The organism is Vibrio sp. SCSIO 43155 (genome assembly GCF_023716605.1).
GTDB classification, from domain to species: Bacteria; Pseudomonadota; Gammaproteobacteria; order Enterobacterales; family Vibrionaceae; genus Vibrio; species Vibrio harveyi.
Window position 1 is genome coordinate 1,237,489 of the sequence record NZ_CP071852.1, and the last position, 20,614, is coordinate 1,258,102.

Annotated in this window: 19 protein-coding genes; 11 read left to right on the top strand and 8 right to left on the bottom strand. The window is 47.0% G+C overall.

The annotated features are described in order from the left end of the window. Nucleotides 1-150 precede the first annotated feature (150 nt). Nucleotides 151-831, bottom strand: coding sequence for a Crp/Fnr family transcriptional regulator (locus tag J4N44_RS05745; RefSeq protein WP_252044938.1), 681 nt, complete (start codon nucleotides 829-831; stop codon nucleotides 151-153). A gap of 212 nt (nucleotides 832-1,043) precedes the next feature. Between J4N44_RS05745 and J4N44_RS05750 the strand changes: the two genes are divergently transcribed. Both J4N44_RS05750 and J4N44_RS05755 read left to right on the top strand, forming a co-directional pair. Next, the gene (locus J4N44_RS05750) at nucleotides 1,044-1,850 is read left to right on the top strand and encodes a class I SAM-dependent methyltransferase (protein ID WP_017819102.1); all 807 of its coding nucleotides are present in this window, start codon (nucleotides 1,044-1,046) and stop codon (nucleotides 1,848-1,850) included. Between the two features lie 3 nt (nucleotides 1,851-1,853). Then, nucleotides 1,854-2,177 (top strand): cupin domain-containing protein, encoded by a 324-nt coding sequence (locus J4N44_RS05755; RefSeq protein WP_009698239.1) that lies wholly within the window; start codon nucleotides 1,854-1,856, stop codon nucleotides 2,175-2,177. An 80-nt stretch (nucleotides 2,178-2,257) separates the two neighbouring features. On the opposite strand, the gene J4N44_RS05760 is transcribed toward J4N44_RS05755, so the two are convergent. Then, nucleotides 2,258-3,127 carry a nickel/cobalt transporter gene (locus tag J4N44_RS05760; protein WP_252044939.1) on the bottom strand — a complete coding sequence of 290 codons (870 nt, stop codon included), beginning with the start codon at nucleotides 3,125-3,127 and terminating at the stop codon, nucleotides 2,258-2,260. Continuing rightward, a complete protein-coding gene (locus J4N44_RS05765) occupies nucleotides 3,127-3,684 on the bottom strand; it encodes a DUF1007 family protein (protein WP_252044940.1) in 558 nt (185 codons plus the stop codon). The genes J4N44_RS05760 and J4N44_RS05765 overlap by 1 nt, the downstream gene beginning before the upstream one ends. A gap of 414 nt (nucleotides 3,685-4,098) precedes the next feature. On the opposite strand from J4N44_RS05765, the gene J4N44_RS05770 reads away from it, so the two are divergent. The 6 genes from J4N44_RS05770 to J4N44_RS05795 all read left to right on the top strand — a co-directional run bounded on the left by J4N44_RS05770 (nucleotide 4,099) and on the right by J4N44_RS05795 (nucleotide 11,379). Continuing rightward, nucleotides 4,099-5,403: an MATE family efflux transporter gene (locus tag J4N44_RS05770; RefSeq protein ID WP_110415581.1), complete on the top strand. Its 1,305-nt coding sequence runs from the start codon at nucleotides 4,099-4,101 to the stop codon at nucleotides 5,401-5,403. 429 nt (nucleotides 5,404-5,832) lie between these two features. Next, nucleotides 5,833-6,594: an ATP-binding cassette domain-containing protein gene (locus J4N44_RS05775; RefSeq protein WP_252044941.1), complete on the top strand. Its 762-nt coding sequence runs from the start codon at nucleotides 5,833-5,835 to the stop codon at nucleotides 6,592-6,594. Between the two features lie 20 nt (nucleotides 6,595-6,614). Then, entirely contained in the window at nucleotides 6,615-7,463 is an 849-nt protein-coding gene (locus J4N44_RS05780) for an ABC transporter ATP-binding protein (RefSeq protein WP_252044942.1), read from the top strand. Then, on the top strand, nucleotides 7,453-8,967 hold the full coding sequence (locus J4N44_RS05785; protein ID WP_252044943.1) for an ABC transporter substrate-binding protein: 1,515 nt from the start codon (nucleotides 7,453-7,455) through the stop codon (nucleotides 8,965-8,967). The genes J4N44_RS05780 and J4N44_RS05785 overlap by 11 nt, the downstream gene beginning before the upstream one ends. 4 nt (nucleotides 8,968-8,971) lie before the next feature. After that, a complete protein-coding gene (locus tag J4N44_RS05790) occupies nucleotides 8,972-10,723 on the top strand; it encodes an ABC transporter permease subunit (RefSeq protein WP_394610905.1) in 1,752 nt (583 codons plus the stop codon). A 164-nt stretch (nucleotides 10,724-10,887) separates the two neighbouring features. Further along, nucleotides 10,888-11,379 (top strand): hypothetical protein, encoded by a 492-nt coding sequence (locus J4N44_RS05795; RefSeq protein ID WP_252044945.1) that lies wholly within the window; start codon nucleotides 10,888-10,890, stop codon nucleotides 11,377-11,379. A gap of 45 nt (nucleotides 11,380-11,424) precedes the next feature. Here J4N44_RS05795 and J4N44_RS05800 read toward each other — a convergent pair whose 3' ends face one another. The 5 genes from J4N44_RS05800 to J4N44_RS05820 form a co-directional block, all read right to left on the bottom strand. Further along, nucleotides 11,425-14,175: a cation-translocating P-type ATPase gene (locus tag J4N44_RS05800; RefSeq protein WP_252044946.1), complete on the bottom strand. Its 2,751-nt coding sequence runs from the start codon at nucleotides 14,173-14,175 to the stop codon at nucleotides 11,425-11,427. A gap of 68 nt (nucleotides 14,176-14,243) precedes the next feature. After that, nucleotides 14,244-15,074: a magnesium transporter gene (locus tag J4N44_RS05805; protein ID WP_252044947.1), complete on the bottom strand. Its 831-nt coding sequence runs from the start codon at nucleotides 15,072-15,074 to the stop codon at nucleotides 14,244-14,246. Nucleotides 15,075-15,084: 10 nt separating this feature from the next. Further along, nucleotides 15,085-15,414, bottom strand: a complete 330-nt coding sequence (locus J4N44_RS05810) for an SMR family transporter (protein ID WP_005437032.1) — start codon at nucleotides 15,412-15,414, stop codon at nucleotides 15,085-15,087. 18 nt (nucleotides 15,415-15,432) lie between these two features. Continuing rightward, nucleotides 15,433-15,807: an SMR family transporter gene (locus tag J4N44_RS05815; RefSeq protein WP_009707055.1), complete on the bottom strand. Its 375-nt coding sequence runs from the start codon at nucleotides 15,805-15,807 to the stop codon at nucleotides 15,433-15,435. A 330-nt stretch (nucleotides 15,808-16,137) separates the two neighbouring features. Further along, nucleotides 16,138-16,800: a Crp/Fnr family transcriptional regulator gene (locus tag J4N44_RS05820; RefSeq protein ID WP_252044948.1), complete on the bottom strand. Its 663-nt coding sequence runs from the start codon at nucleotides 16,798-16,800 to the stop codon at nucleotides 16,138-16,140. A gap of 219 nt (nucleotides 16,801-17,019) precedes the next feature. Between J4N44_RS05820 and J4N44_RS05825 the strand changes: the two genes are divergently transcribed. From J4N44_RS05825 to J4N44_RS05835, 3 genes are all read left to right on the top strand, one after another. After that, nucleotides 17,020-18,105, top strand: coding sequence for a baeRF10 domain-containing protein (locus J4N44_RS05825; RefSeq protein ID WP_252044949.1), 1,086 nt, complete (start codon nucleotides 17,020-17,022; stop codon nucleotides 18,103-18,105). Between the two features lie 132 nt (nucleotides 18,106-18,237). Further along, nucleotides 18,238-18,648: a hypothetical protein gene (locus J4N44_RS05830; RefSeq protein WP_252044950.1), complete on the top strand. Its 411-nt coding sequence runs from the start codon at nucleotides 18,238-18,240 to the stop codon at nucleotides 18,646-18,648. Between the two features lie 267 nt (nucleotides 18,649-18,915). Next, nucleotides 18,916-20,553, top strand: coding sequence for a methyl-accepting chemotaxis protein (locus J4N44_RS05835; RefSeq protein WP_252044951.1), 1,638 nt, complete (start codon nucleotides 18,916-18,918; stop codon nucleotides 20,551-20,553). Nucleotides 20,554-20,614 lie beyond the last annotated feature (61 nt).

Here is a 20,614-nt window from a genome sequence, read left to right on the forward strand (position 1 = left end):
AAGTGGGAATGGTTATCATTATTGTCGCAGTATGATGAACAAGATTTGCTCACCCAGATTTGATCTTTATCAATTAATAATGCATCTCATTTACATCTTTTGGGTGGTGGTGGAATGTTCAAGTCGGCAAACACCGCTGATTGCTGCCTCTCAACCTCGCTGGAATATTTCTGGAGCTAACTCCACGGCTTCGCACATGGCGGGAATATCTAGCAGCGTGATATGACTGTCGCACTCAGTAATAAAACCATCGTTTTTCAGTTTTTTGAACGTTCTAGAAAGCGTCTCTGGCGTCATTCCTAGCTGTGTTGCGAGCAGCTTTTTTGTCACGGGTAATGTGATTTTCCCTTCGCTTCTCGATTGAGCACGATAGAAGTCAGCCAATTTCATCACCAGTCTTTGGTTCGCGTTTACTTGCGTCAAAATGTTCACGGTATCCATCAGCTGGTGGATGCGATTGGTCATGTAGTTCATGACTTTTAATGAAGTCTGCGGAGACTGAGTAAACACCGTTAACACATCTTGGTAGTAGAACACAGATAACTCCGTGTCCTGATCGACACGGGCACTCATCGGATAGGTTCTTGGGGACATAAACATCGCCATTTCCGCAATCATTTCTCCCGCCATAAACACTCTAAACAGCTTTTCGTCGCCGTTTGGCATCAAACGAAACAGCGAGACTTTTCCTTTCTCTACCAAATACATATTTTCCGCAGGCTCCCCACGTTCAAACAGTTGATGCCCTGCATCGCAATGCAAAGGCGAGCGTTTTGAGAAGAGTTGCGTTTTTTCTTCTTCGTTCAGGAGCGAAACAATAGAGCCGGGCACGCTGTTTTCCTTAGCTTGATAATTATCAAGCAACAAATTCGGACTTGGGGGATAAGATACAAATAATAATCATTATTGATTGGTGTGCCAACTTATCCAGCCTGAGAAAGGAGAACAGTTATGGACGGTATTAGCCACGTATTTCGATGGGTTGCCTTGTGCGGTCTGGTCGTTCTTTTTGTTCCCGTCGCCATCTTTGCTTAGGAGTCATTATGTCTAAACGATTAGCGATGCCCAATGAAGGGCGAGAAGTGACAAAAACACCGGGACACTGGGTACTCGCTCAACTGGGTAAGAAAGTGCTGCGTCCTGGTGGCAAAGAGCTAACACAAAAAATGCTGCAAGGGTTGGCAATTACCCGTGATGACCGCGTTGTCGAATTCGCGCCTGGTATGGGTTATACGGCACGTTTGTGCTTGGAAAAATCCCCTGCAAGCTACACCGCTATCGAACAAAATGAGCAGGCAGCCGAGATTGTTCGCTCTTACTTACAGGGTTCAAACCAACGTTGTCATGTCGGGAATGCACAAGAGACAGGGTTAGAGCCAGAATGCGCTTCTGTGGTTTATGGCGAAGCAATGCTGACGATGCAATCCGATGCGCGTAAAAACGAAATTATTGCTGAGGCTGCTCGAATCCTCGCGACTCATGGGCGTTACGGTATCCATGAATTGTGCATTACGCCAGATACTATCGATGAAGACAAAAAGCGCGCGATTCAAAGAGAAGTTTCCGAGACCATTCAACACCCCGCCAAACCGATCACACCCGCAGAGTGGAAAGCTCTGATGGAAGAGAATGGCTTTGTCGTTGAATTTGAAGCCGTTGCTCCAATGCATTTACTCGAACCAAAACGCGTTATCGCCGATGAAGGCTTGAGTGGGTTCTTAAAAATCGTGAAAAACGTACTGACTAAACCGCAAGCGAGACAGCGTGTGTTAGGCATGCGTAAGATTTTCCGCAAACACGAAAAGAACCTATCTGCAATAACGCTTGTCGCAAGAAAGAAGGAAAGCTAAATCATGTTTGAATACACCTTATATGAAGATCTCGCCAGCGAAGTAGATATCCCCAAAGCAGGTATCACAAGTTGTCCTGTGTACAAAAGTGAGCGTTTGCGAGGTGTTATCTTCGGGTTCGCCGAGGGTGAAGAAATGAGCGAACATACTGCAGCAGTACCAGCGATTGCACAAATACTCGAAGGAGAATGTACGTTCACATTAGAAGAAGAGGCGAAGGAACTAAAAGCTGGCGCTTGGCTACTAATGGACGCGCATTTGCCTCACAGCATTATCGCAAAAACGCCATTGAAGCTGATGCTGTACCTGTTGCGCGAGCCTAAGTAACACGCAGTATTGAAATACAAACCAATGTAAATTTAGCACCAATCAAGTATTGGGGCTTTTGCGTTTATTGCTGCCGGTACTTATCTGACGAAGTTCTGCAATCCTGCCACGCTGGCAAAGTTATAGAGAATAAAACCCGATGCCACCATAGTAACTGCCAAAACAAGGTTAAGCGTATCGCTCAAGTTGGCATTAGGTTTGGCGTTGTGGTTTTTCATTTGGCGTTGAATCGTTAAAGCGTTGAACACCAATATAGAGTTGGTCATTGCTGTTCCTAAAGCCATCACGAATGTCGCGATCATGCCCCACATTAAGCTGCCTAGCATGTTAGAGAGAAACAGAACTAACACTGCACCAGTGCAAGGGCGAAAGCCAATAAGCAGTAGTGCTTTCCATGAAATATTGCCGTTAGACTCTGCGGAATCATCATCTTCTTGAGAGGGTGTTTGTTTGATGCGGCGTTTAACCACAGACGCAAACTCTTTCAACGCCAATAAGATAATAAACACCGCACAACCTTGCGTTAGCAGACGAACATTATCGGAAAGGCTGAAAGCAAACTGCTCTGCAATCTTGGCGGTAATGACGAAAAGAATGCACGCGCTCGCCGCTTGCAGGGCGGCAATAATCGCGACCAAAACAAGCGCTTGTCGACGACGGTAGCCATGAATCAGGCTCATTGACGTCACTGCCGTTTTACCGTGTCCAGGCGCAACCGAATGCAACAAACCATACAGAAAGCTAAACCCTAACAAGTACCAACCGTACAACAGTTGCCCTTGGCTGATGAGCATCAGGTATTTACTGAGCGAGTTTACCGTGTCACGTTGAAGCCGAATCAACTGCATCCAATAAGCAGGGAAGTGATTCCAAATATGCAGAGTAATGGCTAATAGCATTACGCTAAACACAGCGAACAGAGCGCGTTTGAAGACTGGCGAGTTTCCCATTAGTTCTCCTCCGGCTCACAGGTTAAGAGGGCTTTTTGGGTAAATAGCTGACCGAGTTCGTTATCTGGATCTGCATCAACAGAGAGTGACATCGCGTAAGTCACTTGCTCTGGTGTTGGGTTTGGTTCAACCACGTCGATATGACAACGATCAGCGTAAGGCTCATTGATGGTGATGGCATGCTTGTGCTCCCAACTCATATCTACGAAGTAGCTTGGGTCAAAGATAAGCAGACGTAGATCTGGCGTGTAGATACTGGTGGGTTTAGCGAGTTCAAGATTGAACTTCAATGTTGCTTTTGCGCCATTCATCTCGATAGACCCTTCTTCCACCATCTTGTAGCGAATCGGTTTATCGTCGGCATAAAAGTAGGTGAAGTAATGGCTTGATAGAAGGTTGTAAATCACCTGACTAGAGAGTGTCGAAAGCACTTCATCTCGATTTTCGTCGGTGAGTTTCTCTCCCGCGAGCATGTAAGCCGTCGTCATGGCGTCAAACTCCCAGTTCATTGAGAGCGATTGAATCTTATCTTCTTTGATATTGATTTTGGTTTCCATTGTCACCCAAGAATGAGGGTGGGCGTGGACAAAACAAGAAAACAGCAGCGAGAAACCAGTAAGAGTTAGGCGTAATCTAGAAAGAAAAAACGATCCAAAAATGGACATCCGATTACCTATGATTAAAATGATGCGAAATTGCCGATTGTTATAACATAACATTAATGGCATTTGAACATTGTTCATTACTGTTAGTGTGGTTATTTATCGACGATTTATCCGTTTACCTGTTGAGATGCATAGGGTGGCAATAAAGCCGATGGGTTAACTATTTTATTGATTTTCGTTCTCATTCTTTTTCCCATTTTGTGGTTAACTTGAGCCCATTAAACAAATAGAATGCAGTTCGGTGGCAAGATGACTTAAACCGACTCTTCACGCGTTCTGCACTTTTCTAACCAACTTTTTCAAATCATGAATCTGACTCATAAAGACTATTTTAAAATCGCATTTCCTTTCATTGTTTCTACGGTTACCCAACCATTATTGGGGGCGGTGGACACCGCGGTGATCGGTAAACTTGGTGTGGCTGAGATGATTGGTGGTGTGGCGATCGGCACCGTCATCATGAATACCTTGTATTGGCTATTTGGCTTTTTCCGCGTCAGTACTACCGGGCAAAGTGCAATTGCATTAGGTAAAAATAGCCCAGAAGATCAAGCGAGCAGCTTATTCCGTCCTTTCGTGCTTTCGCTCTGCCTTGGCTTGATTTTCATTGCGTTGCAGTCCGTGATTTGGATGGGGGCAGAGCTGATTATCTCCCCTGATGCCGTCGTGGCAGAAAACGCGAAGATTTACTTCGATATCATGATCTTTGGTGCGCCGTTTGTACTGCTGAACTACACCGTGATTGGTTGGTTGATGGGGCAGGCGAAAGCCAAAGAAACCTTGTTCACGCAAGTATTCGGTAACGTGCTGAACATCGTGCTGGATATCGTCTTTGTGCTGTACTTCGATATGGGCATTGCAGGTGTTGCGGTAGCGACACTTATCGCACAAATCTCGACGTTTGTTATTGGTGCGGTGCTGGTGTTGAAAACCTGTCGTTTCCCGCTGTTTGATTACATTCAGACCGCAAAAATGACGCGTAAAGATCTCAAAGTTATCGCGTCTTCCAATATGGATCTGCTGCTTCGTACGGTGTGTCTATTGGTGTTCTTCAACATGATGGCACGTGTAGGCTCTCAGCTAGGTTCTGATGTGCTCGCTGCGAACGCAATCTTGATGCAAGTAACCTTCATTGTCAGCTACATGTTCGACGGTGTGGCGAATGCGTCGAGCGTCTTTGCAGGTAAAGCGGTAGGGCAGAAGAATCCGACATTGCTTGATAACGTGATTAAACTAAACACGCAATGGACCGCGGCGTTCGTTGTTGCATTGACCTTGCTGTTGGTGCTGTTCAAACACCAAGTGGTGACGTTGTTTACCACTTTGCCAAACCTTGTTGCGCTGTACCTAGACATGAGCCCTTGGTTATTGGCATTCCCGTTGGTTGCTGGTTTTGGTCTTACGTTTTACGGCATCTTTACCGGCACAGGGACAACGCGACCAGTGCGCAACTCTACCTTCCTAACCATGGTGTTGTTCTTAGTGACGCAATTTATTGCGGTGCAATATTGGGGCAATCACGGTTTGTGGCTGGCATTCACTTTGTTCTACGTTGGGCGCTTTGTCTTCTTGTTCCCATACCTCGATCAAGTCAAACAAAAGTGTCAGTAATTCACGCTGTTATACCCAAGTAACCTCGAGATGCTTAGTTCAGCGAAAATGCCTTGGCTTGCAGACGCGGCGACGATTTGAAGATCTAGTGGCTCTAAATCAATAATCGTCAACAAAGTATGCGGGTCAAGGCAATTCGCCCTTTGGGAGTGAGTCACTGAAGCAACTTCTGCGTCAAACAACTTGGAAAGAGCTCGCTATTCCGCTGCGTCGTTTTCCTTGAATTTGAATCAGTGACTCACTCTGAATCCAGCATCTTGAGGTCACTTGGGTATAGATTATTTCGATTTTTTATCGCAAGGGCGGAGCCATCTGCCCTTGCTGATAAAAGCGTGAAAAAGGTGATGAAATAACCCCTCTGAGTTGTTTTCTTGCTCAGACCTGCGTGATACTATCGTTATGTTATATTGTTACATTTAGTTTGATGTCGTGATTTCTCAACCAATATTCTCCGTTAATAATCTCAGCCTTACAGACTCAGAACGCACACTCTTCAAAGACATTTCTTTTGAGCTGTTTCAAGGTGAAGTTCTTGCCATTATGGGGCCTTCCGGCATTGGTAAATCCATGTTGTCGAAAGCCGTCGCAGGTTTTTTGCCGTCTGATATTTGGGTAGACGGAAGTATCCAGCTTAACAGCTGTGAAGTCGCACAAACTGCCATGCTGCAACGTAGTCAATCTCAGCGTCCTGCGGTCATTTTCCAAGATGCACTTAAAGCACTGAATCCATTGGCGTCTGTCGAACAACAACTGTGTTTGGCATTGACGGGCAACAAAACGCGCTTGTCTTCAGCAAACCGAGAAACGGTGATGACCTTGTTGTCTCAACTCGGATTTGCGGATCCAAAAGCAGCCTTAGCGCAGCATCCAAGCCAGCTATCTGGTGGTCAGCGCCAGCGTATTTGTATTGCCATTGCGTTGCTTGGTAGTGCCAACTTGATCATCGCGGATGAGCCCACCAGTGCGCTCGACCCAATCACCGAAGCGGAGATCCTTGAGTTGTTCCGCAGCAGTGTTCAGCAACGCAGCATCAGTGGTTTGTTGATCACGCACGATCTCTCTGCGGCTTTGGCGTGTGACAAAGTCTTGGTGATTGCGGACAACACCATGGTGGCTTATGGCGCACCATGGCAAGCCATTCAGCAAAGTTCGCATCCTTTCTGCCAACAACTTGCGCAACTGCTGCCTTAACCTCATCTCTGGAGCCTATTTTGACTAAGCACAACTTGAGCGGGCACACGCAGCCTAAATCGGCGGAAGTTCGCTTTGAGCAAGCCAGTGTTCACTATTACTCCAAACCAAGTTGGTTAGGGGGCAAACCGTTTAAAGCGCTCGAACAATTGGATCTTGCCATCGACACAAAGAACATTGCGATTGTTGGTCCTTCTGGTGCGGGTAAATCGACCTTGATTGAACTTCTGTTTGGTCTTCGTAAACCCACATCTGGTGAAGTGTATGTGTGTGGTTATCCGTTATCGCGCAGCTCGGCTAAGCAGCGCCAAGAGTTGTGTCAGCACATTCAATTAATTCCGCAAGAGCCGCAAGCGAGCTTGAATCCTTATTACACCGTTCGCCAGATCTTACTGGAGCCGCTAAGCAACATTGGTTTAACGCAAGAGCTTAACGAGAAGGTGGAGAAGGTCTTAGCGGATGTCGGTTTGAATCTCACATTGTTGGATCGTAGCCCGCAGCAATTATCAGTTGGGCAAGCCCAACGCGTGGCTATCGCTAGAGCTTTGATTGTCGAGCCTTGTGTGTTGGTTGCCGATGAGCCAACCAGCAGCCTAGATCCCGTCAGTCGTAAACAGATTCTTGACCTGTTGGCAGGCATTCAAAAAAGTCGTCAGATGCGCCTGATTTTGGTGACGCATGACCTCGATGCGGCACAAACCCTATGCGATGAAATCCTAGTGTTAGACAAAGGACGTGTTGTCGAGCACGGCACGGCACAAAACGTGACAAATAACCCATCGCACTTGATCACGAGAGCCTTGATGAGCGCTCAACACAAAAGTAATGAATTCACAAAAACCATTGGAGAGGTTTCTTATGCACCTTAGTACTCCCAAGTTAGCTTTGTCGCTGGCTTTAAGCGCACTGCTGACGGGTTGTTTTGACTCTGGCAAAAGCAAGCCAGAAGCGGAAAAAGCAGCTGCACCGCAAGCAACGGAAATTCGCGTTGCCATGATGCAACCACCACGCACAGGTTTGTCACCACTTTCAGATGACGCGTTCAAACTGTCACGTTGGAGCACAGCAGAAACGCTAGTGAACCTCAACGATCAGTCGGTAGCAGAGCCAATGCTGGCAACAGAGTGGGAACAAGTTGATCCGATGACGTGGCAATTTACGGTACGTAAGGGCGTGAAATTCCACGATGGTTCTGACCTTGATGCAAACGCGGTTGTGAACTCTCTACAAAAAGCATTAGATGCCGCACCAAAACCACGCATTTTGGATGGTATCGAATGGCAAGTTCGCGCATTGGACGACTTCACTGTTGAAATCAAAACGACCTTTAACGATCCATTGTTGCCAAGCCGTCTATCTAGCCCACAGTTAGCGATCCTTTCTGGTGCTGCATACCAAGAAAACGGTCGTGTTGTGCCAATCAATGCGGGTACGGGTCCATTCGTTCTGACAGAAATCAACGGGACAACCAGCGCAAAACTGAAGCGTTTTGACGGTTACTGGGGTGAAAAAGCAAAAGTAGACAGTATCTTTGCTGAATACGTACCAAATGGCTTTGCTCGTGCTGCAGCGCTGCGTACCGGTGAGGCGGATGTAGTTGAAGCCGTTCCTGTATCGCAAATCGCGATGATGGAATCTTCACAGCTGCACGAAGTCGCAATGCCGCGTACCAACACGCTTTACCTAAACAACAAATCAGATGTGTTTAGCCAGTTCGGTTTGCGTAAAGCAGCAGCTCAAGCGGTTAACCGTGAGCAAATCATCAAAACGGTTTACGAGAACCACGCCGATTCAGCGAAAGGTCTGTTAGGTCCAGCATTGGCATGGGCTCAACCAATTCGTGATGCGAACCCTCGTATGGAAACCATGGAAATGCGCCACGCGAACGGTGAGAAGATCACCATCGGTACATTTACCGACCGAGCTGAGTTGCCAGAAGTGGCGGTGCTGCTAAAGCAACAACTTGAAGCGGCTGGCTTTGTGGTTGAACTAGACGTTCGTGAATATGCACAAATCGAAAACGATGCACTAGCAGGTAAGTTCGATGCGTTCTTGTTGTCACGTGCAACAGTGTTGGATTCTGGTGACCCAGTGGCGTACATGCAAAGTGACTTTAGCTGCAAAGGTTCTTACAACCTAGGTCAGTTCTGCTCTGAAGAAGTGGACGCAGCATTGAAACACGCTGATCGTCAGCCGTTGGGTGAGAAACGCCAACAAGCGATCATCGAAGCAGAAAGCAAAATCCTTGAGCAATACGCTGTGATTCCACTGCTTCACGAGCGTGTAATCCAAGGTGAGAGTGACCGCGTGAAGAACGCACAACGTGACCCACGTGAGCGTCGCCTGATCGACCAGTTTACTGAGGTGAACTAACTCGATGTCGTCTGTTGCCAACATGCGCTCTCGTTGGAGCGCTTGTATGCCTGAATGGTTTACGCGTTTTTTGTCGCGCTTCCTGTCACTCGGGGTAGTGGTTGTGCTGGTGGGTTTGATGCCGGATATTGCCGGTATCGACCCAAGCCAATCAATCCTCCGTGCCCGTGCGGGTGCTCAACAATTGCTGACGGCAGAAGCTCTGCAAGCCATTCGAGAAGATCTTCAACTTGACCGCAGCGCTGCTGAGCGACTGTGGGATTGGTTGACGCTTGCCATGCAAGGTGACTTAGGTGTCTCTTGGGTGAGCGGGGCATCCGTCATGGAGAGCGTTCAACAAACCGCAAAAACGTCACTATTACTGATGCTTACAGCGCTAGGCATGGCATTTGTAATGTGTATGGCGAGTGTGCTTTACACTGTGCGTCGTTGGCAACAGAATCGTTTAGACAAGCATCATGACACGCTCAGTTCGGTGTTGGTTTCATTGCCTGAATACGTGATTGCTTCGTTGCTGATCATGGTGTTTTCCATCTGGTTGGGTTGGTTCCCACCTTATGGTTGGCAAGGCGTGCAAAACCTCTGGCTACCCAGTTTGGCAATGGCATTACCTGCTGCTGGTTTGTTTGGGCGCTTGCTCAATGACAGCCTCAAGCGTGTATTAGATGAGCCTTGGGTGATCACTTGGCTATCGGCGAACGTCAGTAAGTTTCAAATCTTACGCTTTGCCTTGTGGCGTGCCGTTAGTAACTTGATTCCTCAAATCGCAATGACGGTGATTGGTTTGACCGGCGGCGCGGTTGCTGTGGAGCAAGTGTTCTCCATTCCGGGTATCGGACGACTAATCTTAGGCGCAGCGAAGTCACAAGATCTGCCGATGCTGCAAGGTGGCTTGTTGGTGTTGCTGGTGTTCTCGATGTTGATCAGCAGTGCGAGCATCTTATTGCAACGCTGGTTACTCGGGCACAGTGTCACAAGTGGCAAGCTGATCAGTAGTCACAGTACGTTCCGTTTTACCCAAAACACCACCAAACGCATCGTCAGTGCGACAATCTTTGCGTTGCTGATTGGTTGTGCGGGATGGGCGTTAATGCGCGATCCTTACACCATCCAATTTACCCGCCTTGAATCGCCAAGCTTAGCTGCCCCGTTTGGTGCCGATGCGGTCGGGCGAGATCTGCTTGCTCGCGTTGGTGGCGGTATGATGTCGACAATCAAAATGGGCATCATCGCAACGTTCCTAAGTTTAGTGATTGGTTTGTTGCTCGGCTTCGTGACTCGTTATAGCCAAGGCTTAATTGAGATCACCAAAGGTGTGCCATACATTGTGGCGGGTCTGCTGATTGCTGGTCTAACGGGAATGAACCCAAACAGTGCCTTGATTGCGATTGTTATGGTGTCATGGGCACCATTAGCAGCGCACTGTGCGAGCTTGTTGATGGAAGCCAAAGCGCAGCCTTACACGCATCTTGCGCCCATTTGGGGAACCAGTCAGTGGCGAGTACTCCGTTACTACTTGTTGCCTTATGTGCTGCCGCCATTGATTCGTCACGCGTTTCTACGTTTGCCATACATTACGCTCAGCCTGACGTCTCTGAGCTTTATCGGACTTGGCGTTAAACCGCCAGAACCTGAATGGGGCTTATTGATTGCGGAAAACTTGCCTTACATCGAGCGCTCACCATTAGGTGTCTTGCTGCCAATCTCAGGCTTAGTTTTGATGGCAATTGCAATCAACTTGTTGTTCGACGATTAAACCGGACTCATGAACTTTCCAACAGCCTCAATAGCGATATTGAGGCTGTTTTCTTTCTGTTTCATTATTCGCCATTGTGCGTCCCAAAAGCCAAGCACGCATTTGCGCTCTGGCGTGCCATTCTTAAGCTGACTTTCTCGGTTTTTATCTTGATAGGAGAGGGCATGAAGGAATACGCGCCGCAGTACAACAAGAAAGAAAAGATCATCAGAGTCGCAATCGCTGGCGTATTTTGCTTTCTAGCTGGTGTGTTGTTTAAGCTTGAGGGAGAGCCTCTGCTGCAAGCAGTCGCCGAAGCGCCGGAATGTTATGAAGTGTTCGGTATGCAGGGATTAGAACTTCTGGTTCACATACTGTTCTTTTGGATGCCACTGTCCGTGTTTTTACTTTCTGCGGTATTGATGTTGCCACTCGGTGTTCGTGGATTAATCGAAGGTCAGTTCCCACCAAAAGGCGTCAAAGTATTCAGACCCACAGCGATTCAACGCGGCAAACTTGGCACGCTTAAATCCCTTGTTCATCTGTTGTTCCCCTTATTGTGCTTTGGTTTTGTCGTGTGGGGTAATGGTCAAATCGAACCCATGATGGAGATGCTTAATGGCGAAGATATGAACGTGACTTGCCAAAACGGAAAAAGAGGGGACAAGCCCCTCTAAGACAATTTATGTGGATGGTTTAAGGTCAACGTCTTTTGTTCATGATTACAGAACCTTAGTTTTGGTAAGCTCTTTGATGGCAGACAGTACCGCGGTTGGTAGTGCTGCAACGCCTAAAATCATGGCAAGGTGCCTAAGCTCAATCGCCTCGGTGCTAAAAATCAGCTGACCTAAGTGGGTGTAAATCACCCCTAATGACAGAGTTGCCGATGTGGCGATGGCTCCTAGCAGGTACTTGTTAGTAAAAGGATTTACTCGATACAGAGACGTGAACGTTCGGCTATCAAACAAGTGCCACAATTGACCAAAAATCAAAGTAAGAAACGCTACGCTCTGTGCGTATTGGGCACTGAAACCATGACTCAAAGCCATTAAGAAAGCGCCAAAACTCACCCCGCCTAATGCTAAACCACGAATCACGATTCGGGTTCCTAAACCATCGGAGAAGAATCCTTGGTCACGCTTACGTGGCTTTCGCTCCATCAGGTCTTTTTCTTTTGGTTCACCCCCTAATGCTAGGGCAGGCAAACCATCCGATACCAAGTTCACCCAAAGAATCATCAGCGGCGTCAGCGGCAGAATAGCTTCTGGTCCCATCACTAAGAACGCAAACAGAATCACCGAGACTTCTGCTACGTTTGCGGTTAGCGCTTGGCGGATAAACTTACGCAGGTTATCGAATATCTGACGACCTTGGCGCACCGCTCGGACGATGGTGCTGAAGTTGTCATCCAGCAAGATCAGATCGCCAGAATCTTTGGCGACAGAGGTTCCCGTAATACCCATAGCGACACCGATATCGGCGCTTCTAAGTGCTGGTGCGTCATTGACACCGTCTCCGGTCATGGCGGCAATTTCGTTGTTTCTTTGTAGCGCTTGGACGATGCGCAGTTTGTGCTCTGGTGTTACTCGGGCAAACACTGCGGTTTCTTCACAGGCATATTCTAAGGTTTGCTCGCTCATATTATCGAGCTCAGTACCCGTGACCACACGTTTGTATTGTCCATTGATAATACCGATGTCTTTGGCAATCGCCGCCGCCGTTGCTGCGTGATCTCCGGTAATCATTACAGTGCGAATGCCAGCGTTGTAACACTCTTTTACCGCTGAGCGGACTTCTGGACGAGGCGGATCCATGATGCCAAATACCGCCAGCATACTAAGGTCGTTTTCCAGTTCGCTCACATCTGCGTCAAGCTCAGTTTCGTCCAATCGACGGCAACCGACCGCCATAGTACGTAAGGCTTGTTTGGCAAAGCTTTCAATCGCGCCATCAAAACGCTTACTGAGATCTTTGCCGATACACTGGGAGAGTTCATTGAATCGGTTTGGCTGCTCTTCCATCGGCACCAATCCACCTTCAACCATATAGTTGCTCGACTTCTTCAACATAAAGTCGGGCGCTCCAGCCACGGCTAAAAAGTGCTGTCCGCTTGGATCTTGGATAATCACCGAAGACATCTTGCGCTCAGAATCAAACGGGAAGCGTTTTAGAATCTGATAACCTTGTTTCTCTAGATTCTTTGGCGTAATTCCAAGCTTTGCGGCTGCCACTAATAACGCTCCCTCCGTTGGGCTGCCTCGTACACTCCATGCGTCTTCGACAAAGGCGAGCTCAGACTCATTCGACATCGCCGCAACGATCAATCCCATCTTCATTGCAGAGCTTTCTAGAGCATGTACTCCGTGACTCTGAGGGACAAACTTACCTTTCGGTTGGAAGCCGTTTCCGGTCACTTCCCAGTAACGCCCAAAACTGTCATACGCTTGCATCACCTGCATTTGATTTTGGGTTAATGTCCCTGTCTTATCGGAGCAAATGACAGTTGTTGAGCCCAAGGTTTCGATTGCCGAGAGTTGCTTTACCAAGGCGTTGTTCTTTGCCATTTTGGTTGAGCCCATGGTCAGCACAATGGTGAGCACGGTAGGCAAGCCTTCTGGAATGGCTGCAACAGAGAGCGAGATGCCCGTGGTAAGGATGTCCAGCCAATCCATGCCGTAGGCAAAACCAATCGCGCAGATGACGGCAACTACACCCAAACCGATAAACAACAAGGCTTTTGCTAATGTATCCATACGCACTTGCATCGGCGTTTTTGTGGTTTCAGTTTGTGTCATCATGTGCGCAATACGACCGACTTCCGTCTGCATGCCCGTGTTGGTGACGATCCCTAAACCTGAGCCAGTCGTGACGATGGTCGTCATAAAGCCCATATTAATTTGGTCACCTAAACTGACTTGCTTGTTGTGGATTGCACTGACTTGCTTTGTCACAGGTTCTGATTCACCAGTGAGTGCCGCTTCATCGATCGACAGGCGGTTTGCTTCGACAATGCGCACATCGGCAGGAAGAATGTCACCTGTGCTGATTTTAATCACGTCACCAGGCACTAAGGTTCGCGCTGGAACATGTATCCATTTGTTGTCACGCAGAACATCCGCTTCTGGTGCTGCCATATCGCGCAGTGCTTCCATGCCTTTCTGGGCTTTGTATTCCTGCCAAAAAGAGATGCCGGTATTAATTACAATGATGGTGCTAATCGCAATGGCGTCAATGAGATGCCCGGTAAACCAAGACACCAAAGCGCCCACCAATAAGATGTAGATCAAAGGGTTTTTGTATTGCTCAAAATAGAGTTGCCAAGCCGATTTCGACTTGTGCGTCGCCAGTGCGTTGTCACCATACTTATTGAGGCGTTGTTGATGTTCTGTATGAGAAAGTCCGGCATTGGTATCAGTAGCCAAATGCTGCTCTATCTCTGACGTTGATTGCTTAAACCAAGGTTTTATAGTCATAAAAATTACTCCAAATTTCCTTCCGGTGGAGTGGTGAATGAGTGAGTTTGTGTTGTTTTCTGATGTGATCAGAACAAGATGAAATTAACGATGTTGAAATAAATCCAGATGCCCGAGATATCGACGAGAGACGCCAAAACCGGACTCACCAAGATGGCTGGGTCGAGCTTTAGCGCACGCGCCACAATGGGCAGTAAGCCGCCTAATACCGTCGATATCGTGACTTGAATAAACAGTGCAATGGCAACGGCAGTGGCGATCAGTGACAACCCAAACCCTTCCGAAGAAGCGGCGGGCGTAAACAGGGCTATTCGACCGACAATCACCAGAGCCAGAATCCCTGCGAGTAAGAGTGCAACGCGGCTTTCTTTCCACAGTACAGCGCGCCATTGGCAGTTTTTAATCTCTCCAGTGGCTAATGCTCTCACCACCAAAGTCGCAGCTTGAGAGCCTGTGTTACCACCAGCAGCTGCGATCACTGGCATGTAGATCGCAAGCAAAACTAGCTGGCTGAGTAAGTCTTCGTAGCTGGCGATGATAAAGCCCGAAAAAATGCCGAAGATGGCGAGTAACACAATCCATCCCACGCGTTGCTTAACGTGTTCCAACACACCAGTTGAGAGATAGTCGTCAGCGGGCTCTGCTTCCGAATGAACAAAGCCCAACTGAAATGAAAGATGGCTAGCGGCTTTGTCGAAGCCATATTTTTCCATCTTTACAATCCAATATTGCACGTAACCTAAAGGGCAGTAGGAGAGCAAATCGACGACCTCATCGGTATTGGTATGAGCAAGCCAATGGATTTTTTCTGCTTCACTTAGCGCGTAAAACTTAGCCAAATGCGGTTGCTGATGCTCGCCAAGGTTGATTGGCTTACCGGACTCGCTGACAGTAATCATGGTGTCGTCACTAAGCGGTTTTCATGATGATCACCGAAGCAATCACCGTAAAAATGCCGACCCAACCAATTGGTTTGAGTTTTTGTTTAAACAAGAACCAACCACCGAGTGCGGTTCCTAAAATACCGATGGCTCCCCAACTGGCGTAGGCAATGGCGAGGTCGATTTCTTTCACGGCTTGCGCCAGTAAAGTGAATGCAGCGAGCACAAGTACAATGGCAGAAATACCCCAGCCTTTGTGTTCAAAGCCGCGTGATTTAGTCAAAGACATGTTCGCCGCGATATCGAGCAGTGCCGCTAAAACGACGTAACCGAAAGAGACGGTGAGAAAAGCGTTCATGGTTATACTCCAAGGCAATTAGTGAGGTTGAATTAGCATTGCGTGCTCGTCTTTCTTACTTGGCTGGTGGTGCTCTTCACCGAGTGTGACTAGTACCACTCCGACAACCACAAGCGCGAGACCAAACAGCTCTTGTGCATTGAGCTGAGAATCGAAATAGAACATGGATACGATGGTGATTAAGGCAATGCCAAGTCCTTCCCAGCAGGCGTAAGCCACGCCAATGGAAATCTTTTTCGCTGCGAGAGAGAGGAAGTAATAAGAGAGCGAAATAAGAACATACATACCGACATAACCGGCGTAGCCTTCATTGCTGCCTGCGACATTCATGAGGCTAGTGCCCGCAACTTCAGCGATGATAGCGAGTAATAAAAATAGTCGTGCTAATAACATGATTTAAAAACCTGAAAATAAAGAGTCGTTAAACAAGTCCATGTTTATTGCCACATCACTGTGAAGAAATATTCGAAGCAATATTTATTGTCTCGAACGGTATTTATGGTGGCATAGACAATTTAAAACCTGATGCACTGAGAGTGCATTTGGCGTGATAAATATGTTGTGGAGAATGTAAGTGTTTATTTCTGTGTAGGAATTAGACGTAAAGTGACATGGCAGAAAATAGAAATAAAACCAAAAAGAGAAGATGATAGAAAACAAAAAAGACGGCTGATATAAGCCGTCTTTTTATAATTAGGTTGAGAAAGGGTCGGTTGAGAAAGGTTAAAAGACCATGCCATCCGTGATGGAGGAGAAAGGCTCTGTTGAGTTAAACGTAACTCTGGCTTTACTGTTGGTGATCGCGCCTTGCTCCTCCCAGTAGTCGAGCGTCTTACTGACGGTGTTACGAGACATACCCAGCATGCCTGCGAGGTCTTCTACCGAGATTGGGATGGAACGTTTATTCGTGACGCGGTAGAGGCTATCTAGTGCCAAGCCGACTTTGCGATTGGAGTTTCTCTCGTGACTAATGAAGAGGATGCGGGAGGTAAATAAGAGCTTCTGTGAAAGGTGTTGTGCCGTTAACTTATTAAACTCTAGGCTGTTTTCGTACAGTTCTAACACTGTACTTATCGGCAGCACAAGGGCGGTCATGGTCTCTTGGATGTGGTAGCGCCCATACAATTTGGTTTGATTCAAAATTGCAGATTCACTGTACATAAAGCCTGGCGGAATAAAACCCGCAAAGCGTTCTGCACCATCAAAGTTCTGTCGGTAAACGCTGATTAGCCCACTAAACACAAACAGAAAGTTTTCTAACTCCTGTCCCTGTACCTCAAGAACTTCTCCTGCTTCGATGGTTTGAACTTCTCCAGCTTCAAGCAGCTGTGTTGCGAACTCTTCAGAAAGACCGAACAAATCTATGAGTGATTGTTTGGGTGTCATCGTTATTTAACCAAGCGCTATTAATCAACCACTTAGATCTTAGCCAGACAAAACAGGCTTTGCAAACCGATTATTTTTCCTCAAATGCACTCTGAGTGCATTAGGCTAATTGGTATTTTTGTTAGCTTAATAATTAACTTATGAACAGTGTTCATTTAATCATCATTGATTGAATGGAAATAATTCATTCGAGATTCGATTAATAATTAAAGGTTAGTTATGAAAAATACGATTAACGATATTTTTGAAGTGTTGCGATGTTACTTATTATTGCATGAAGACAATCGTTCAAAAATTCTCAGCTTATACATTAATACTGACAGTAAAAATCCAGCCAACCATCGTGAGCGCCCGGCTTGGCAGATCGAAGTGAGCAATCAACTGGCCGCATTACGTGAAGAGCACGGTGATGAAGGTATTCGACATATTGATTCCACACTCACATGGAAAGAAGTGGAACAACGATTGGTCAACAAAGTTCTGGAAATGCGCCCGACAGGACGTTCTTTGGTGATCTTTACTGATTTGCTCGACGACATCCTGATCGAGTTGCCAATGCCTGTCGAAACAAAAGCGTACTTTGGTCAACCTCAGGTAAAGCACTTACTCTCTCAGCTCCATCGATACGGCAAATATCTCGTTATCCTTTTCTCTGAAACGGAGCACCGAGTGGTTTCCATAGACGTTCCGACGAGTTTGGGAGAGGGCACTATGGAATCGAGTATTGAATCGGGTGTATTCCTTCGCCCTGGTGGAAGAAAGTCGCGAACTCAAGCCTCGGAGCGTCGAAACTTGGATTCTGAACGTCGTGTTATTCGCGAAGCGGCGAACGAAATCAATCGCTACTTTATGGGTGACCCAACGTTTGATCGCATTGTGTTCGGCGGCAACCTAAAAATCGCCCATCGCGTAAAGGGTGCGCTGCATCATACAGTTTCTGAAAAGTTGGTTTCTATCGAACCGATTCCTTTTGATGCTACCACAGAGCAGCTAGAACGCACGGTTAAACTGCTGGCGGATGAATACGAAGAGTTGCATGACAATACATTGGTATTGGAACTACTGATTCGTCGAGATACCTGTGGTCGCGGCGTAGCGGGCTTGGCAAATGTACTAGAAGCACTGGAAAACGGACAGGTAAGAAAAGTCTTTTTGCCTTACCCCATTCAATCGGATGCGTTCGACCTCATCCTCGTCGAAGCTTTGATGGCTAATGTTGAGGTTGAGTTGGTGCATGGAAAAGCGGCGGAGACACTGAATGAACTCGGTGGTGTTGGCGCATTGCTTTATTACATCATTCATTAATTCGTTTATAAGATAAAAGGCAGCACTTCACCCTAATGATTCCTCGAACATTGATCGCTGATCACTGATCGCTTGATTGCTCATTGGACACCCCCAAAGAAGTGTTGCCACTCTCTACTTTCCAATATCACTATGAATACCGTTACCTCTACAAATGACATCGTTGACGATGTGTATCCTTTGTTTGATCTGAATGAAGATGAAATGTCAGCGCTCGTCGCCTTATATACGCTTGAGAAAACTGAAGGCACAGCCGCGTATGCTGTCGATGAACAAATTGGTGTTTGGCTGTCCGATCTCAAGTTCGATTTGAACCAACAGCTGCATAACGATCTAGGTATCTACACCATTGAGTGGCAAGTTCTGGAGCAACTCAAAGCAAAACGATTCGTTACTCATGAACGCTTACCCAACACAAAAATCGATTGGCTGAAGGATGGCGTATGCCTGTACCGTCTGTGTCCGAACGCAAAACAAATGGTTGGCGCATGGCTAACAGTCTGCCAAGTCGAAATGCCGCTGTTGGTTCACTTCAATATCTAGTGAGCAAAATCGACTCTGCCTGAATACGCGGTTTTAATTTATCTAAGCCTCATCCTGAGGCTTTTGTTTTTTGGCACAAAGAAGGTTTCAGTTTGTGATCTTGCTTCCTAGAAAAATCGTCCAATAAATCAGTTATTTGTTGAATCTAAAATATTAGTCGAAAAGACAAAAATAATTAGAGGACGTTGAACTGTATAAGCAATTTTATACGCCTTTTGTTTGATAAACTCGGTGGTGAATTGAACAATAAAACAAAGGTATCTATTCATGTTCGACAACCTTTCCATCAAGCAGAAGATAGTTCTCCCGCTGTCTTTGATGATTGTATTACTGACGGTAAGTTCAGTATTGAATGTTCTCACCATGTGGAAACAGACCGAGCTTAGTGACACGCTCAACGATCAAGTCATTCCAAGCTTATTCACTCTCGAAGATGCGTATCGCGACCTGTATCAAGCGACTTCTGCGATTCAAGGTTTGGCGTTGGCACAGACTCAAGCAGAAATCGACCACCACTTGTTTGAATACAAAGACAACGCCTACAAAGCTTTGCCACGTATGAAGAAAGTCATGTCACTGTCCGATGCGGGGGTAATGCCTCGCAGTCATGGTAGCGAGGTGCAGAAGCTAGTATCAACAGGTGAGAGATGGCTGCAAAGCTATGAAACCATGATCAGCAAGCCACAATCGCAGTGGGTAAGTTATTACGAGTCAAACAAAGCGGAATTTGAACACCAATTTGGTGCGGTACGTGAACAACTAAATGTGGTGAAAGATGCGATTGAAGCAAAACAAAAGATGCTAAAAACGGATATCGCAGCAGCGGCGCTCCGTGCAGAACTTATTCTTGAAGCAGGCATCGCAATCGTAATTATTGCAGCGCTTGGTATGGTGGTATTACTGCTAAAAACTGTTGTGAAGCCAATCAACGACATCAAAGAAGCAATGGTGCAAATTGCGTCTGGAGAAGGGGATTTGAGCCAACGTATTAGCATCAACTCGCAAGATGAAATTGGTCAACTTGCCGGTGGCTTCAACCAGTTCGTGACTAAAATTCAAGCGACAGTGTCACAAGTCGTCGAAAGCGCAAACACATTGCGTCAGGAAATGAACAACCTGAATTCGTTGACCTCAACCATTGCAGATTCAACAGTTCACCAACAACGTGATAGCGAAGCTGTTGCCGCAGCAGTTCATGAAATGCAAGTGACCAGTCGCAACGTGAGCGACAGCGCAACAGAAGCTGCTTTGGCAAGCCAAACAGCGAACGAAGAGTTGTCGAATACCAATGTGATTTTGGAGCAAACAGTCGCAGCGATTCGTGATCTTGCGGGTGAGATTGAAAGTGCAAGCCAAGTTATCAATACACTAGATAATGACGTAAGCAACATTGCTTCGGTATTGGATGTTATCCGTGGCATTGCAGAACAGACCAACTTGTTGGCATTGAACGCGGCGATTGAAGCGGCGCGTGCTGGTGAGCAAGGTCGTGGTTTTGCTGTTGTGGCAGATGAAGTGCGTTCCTTAGCCAGCCGTACGCAAAAGAGCACGGGCGAGATCCAAGCCATGATTGAGAAGCTGCAAGCAGGCGCTGCTCAGGCGGTGGAAGTGATGCAGGGCAGTAAAACCAGCAGCGAAGACACCATTCAATCGGCAGGTTTGGCGACAGAATCTTTGGCTGAAATCCTTAACGCGATCGCACGTATGAACGAGATGAACACGCACATTGCGACAGCAGCAGGTCAACAAAGCTCAGTAAGTGATGAAGTGAACAGCAACGTTCAAGGTATCGCAGACAGCAGCACGTCGATTGTTGATGTGGTGAGCCAAGCGCAACAGTCACTGTCTATGCTGTCAGAACAGACGCAACAGTTAGACAAGCAAGTCAGTCAGTTCCGCGTTTAATCAAGTGGAAGATTAGGTAACTCAAAGCCCCTTTAGTTTGGGGCTTTTTTGTCTTTAGGTG

What these genes read in the sequence shown, in the direction of transcription:
- J4N44_RS05750 (WP_017819102.1), top strand. Translation starts at nt 1,044, where the DNA reads ATGTCTAAACGATTAGCGATGCCCAATGAAGGGCGAGAAGTGACAAAA.
- J4N44_RS05755 (WP_009698239.1), top strand. Translation starts at nt 1,854, where the DNA reads ATGTTTGAATACACCTTATATGAAGATCTCGCCAGCGAAGTAGATATC.
- J4N44_RS05760 (WP_252044939.1), bottom strand. Translation starts at nt 3,127, where the DNA reads ATGGGAAACTCGCCAGTCTTCAAACGCGCTCTGTTCGCTGTGTTTAGC.
- J4N44_RS05765 (WP_252044940.1), bottom strand. Translation starts at nt 3,684, where the DNA reads ATGGAAACCAAAATCAATATCAAAGAAGATAAGATTCAATCGCTCTCA.
- J4N44_RS05770 (WP_110415581.1), top strand. Translation starts at nt 4,099, where the DNA reads ATGAATCTGACTCATAAAGACTATTTTAAAATCGCATTTCCTTTCATT.
- J4N44_RS05785 (WP_252044943.1), top strand. Translation starts at nt 7,453, where the DNA reads ATGCACCTTAGTACTCCCAAGTTAGCTTTGTCGCTGGCTTTAAGCGCA.
- J4N44_RS05790 (WP_394610905.1), top strand. Translation starts at nt 8,972, where the DNA reads ATGTCGTCTGTTGCCAACATGCGCTCTCGTTGGAGCGCTTGTATGCCT.
- J4N44_RS05795 (WP_252044945.1), top strand. Translation starts at nt 10,888, where the DNA reads ATGAAGGAATACGCGCCGCAGTACAACAAGAAAGAAAAGATCATCAGA.
- J4N44_RS05800 (WP_252044946.1), bottom strand. Translation starts at nt 14,175, where the DNA reads ATGACTATAAAACCTTGGTTTAAGCAATCAACGTCAGAGATAGAGCAG.
- J4N44_RS05805 (WP_252044947.1), bottom strand. Translation starts at nt 15,074, where the DNA reads ATGATTACTGTCAGCGAGTCCGGTAAGCCAATCAACCTTGGCGAGCAT.
- J4N44_RS05810 (WP_005437032.1), bottom strand. Translation starts at nt 15,414, where the DNA reads ATGAACGCTTTTCTCACCGTCTCTTTCGGTTACGTCGTTTTAGCGGCA.
- J4N44_RS05815 (WP_009707055.1), bottom strand. Translation starts at nt 15,807, where the DNA reads ATGTTATTAGCACGACTATTTTTATTACTCGCTATCATCGCTGAAGTT.
- J4N44_RS05820 (WP_252044948.1), bottom strand. Translation starts at nt 16,800, where the DNA reads ATGACACCCAAACAATCACTCATAGATTTGTTCGGTCTTTCTGAAGAG.
- J4N44_RS05825 (WP_252044949.1), top strand. Translation starts at nt 17,020, where the DNA reads ATGAAAAATACGATTAACGATATTTTTGAAGTGTTGCGATGTTACTTA.
- J4N44_RS05830 (WP_252044950.1), top strand. Translation starts at nt 18,238, where the DNA reads ATGAATACCGTTACCTCTACAAATGACATCGTTGACGATGTGTATCCT.
- J4N44_RS05835 (WP_252044951.1), top strand. Translation starts at nt 18,916, where the DNA reads ATGTTCGACAACCTTTCCATCAAGCAGAAGATAGTTCTCCCGCTGTCT.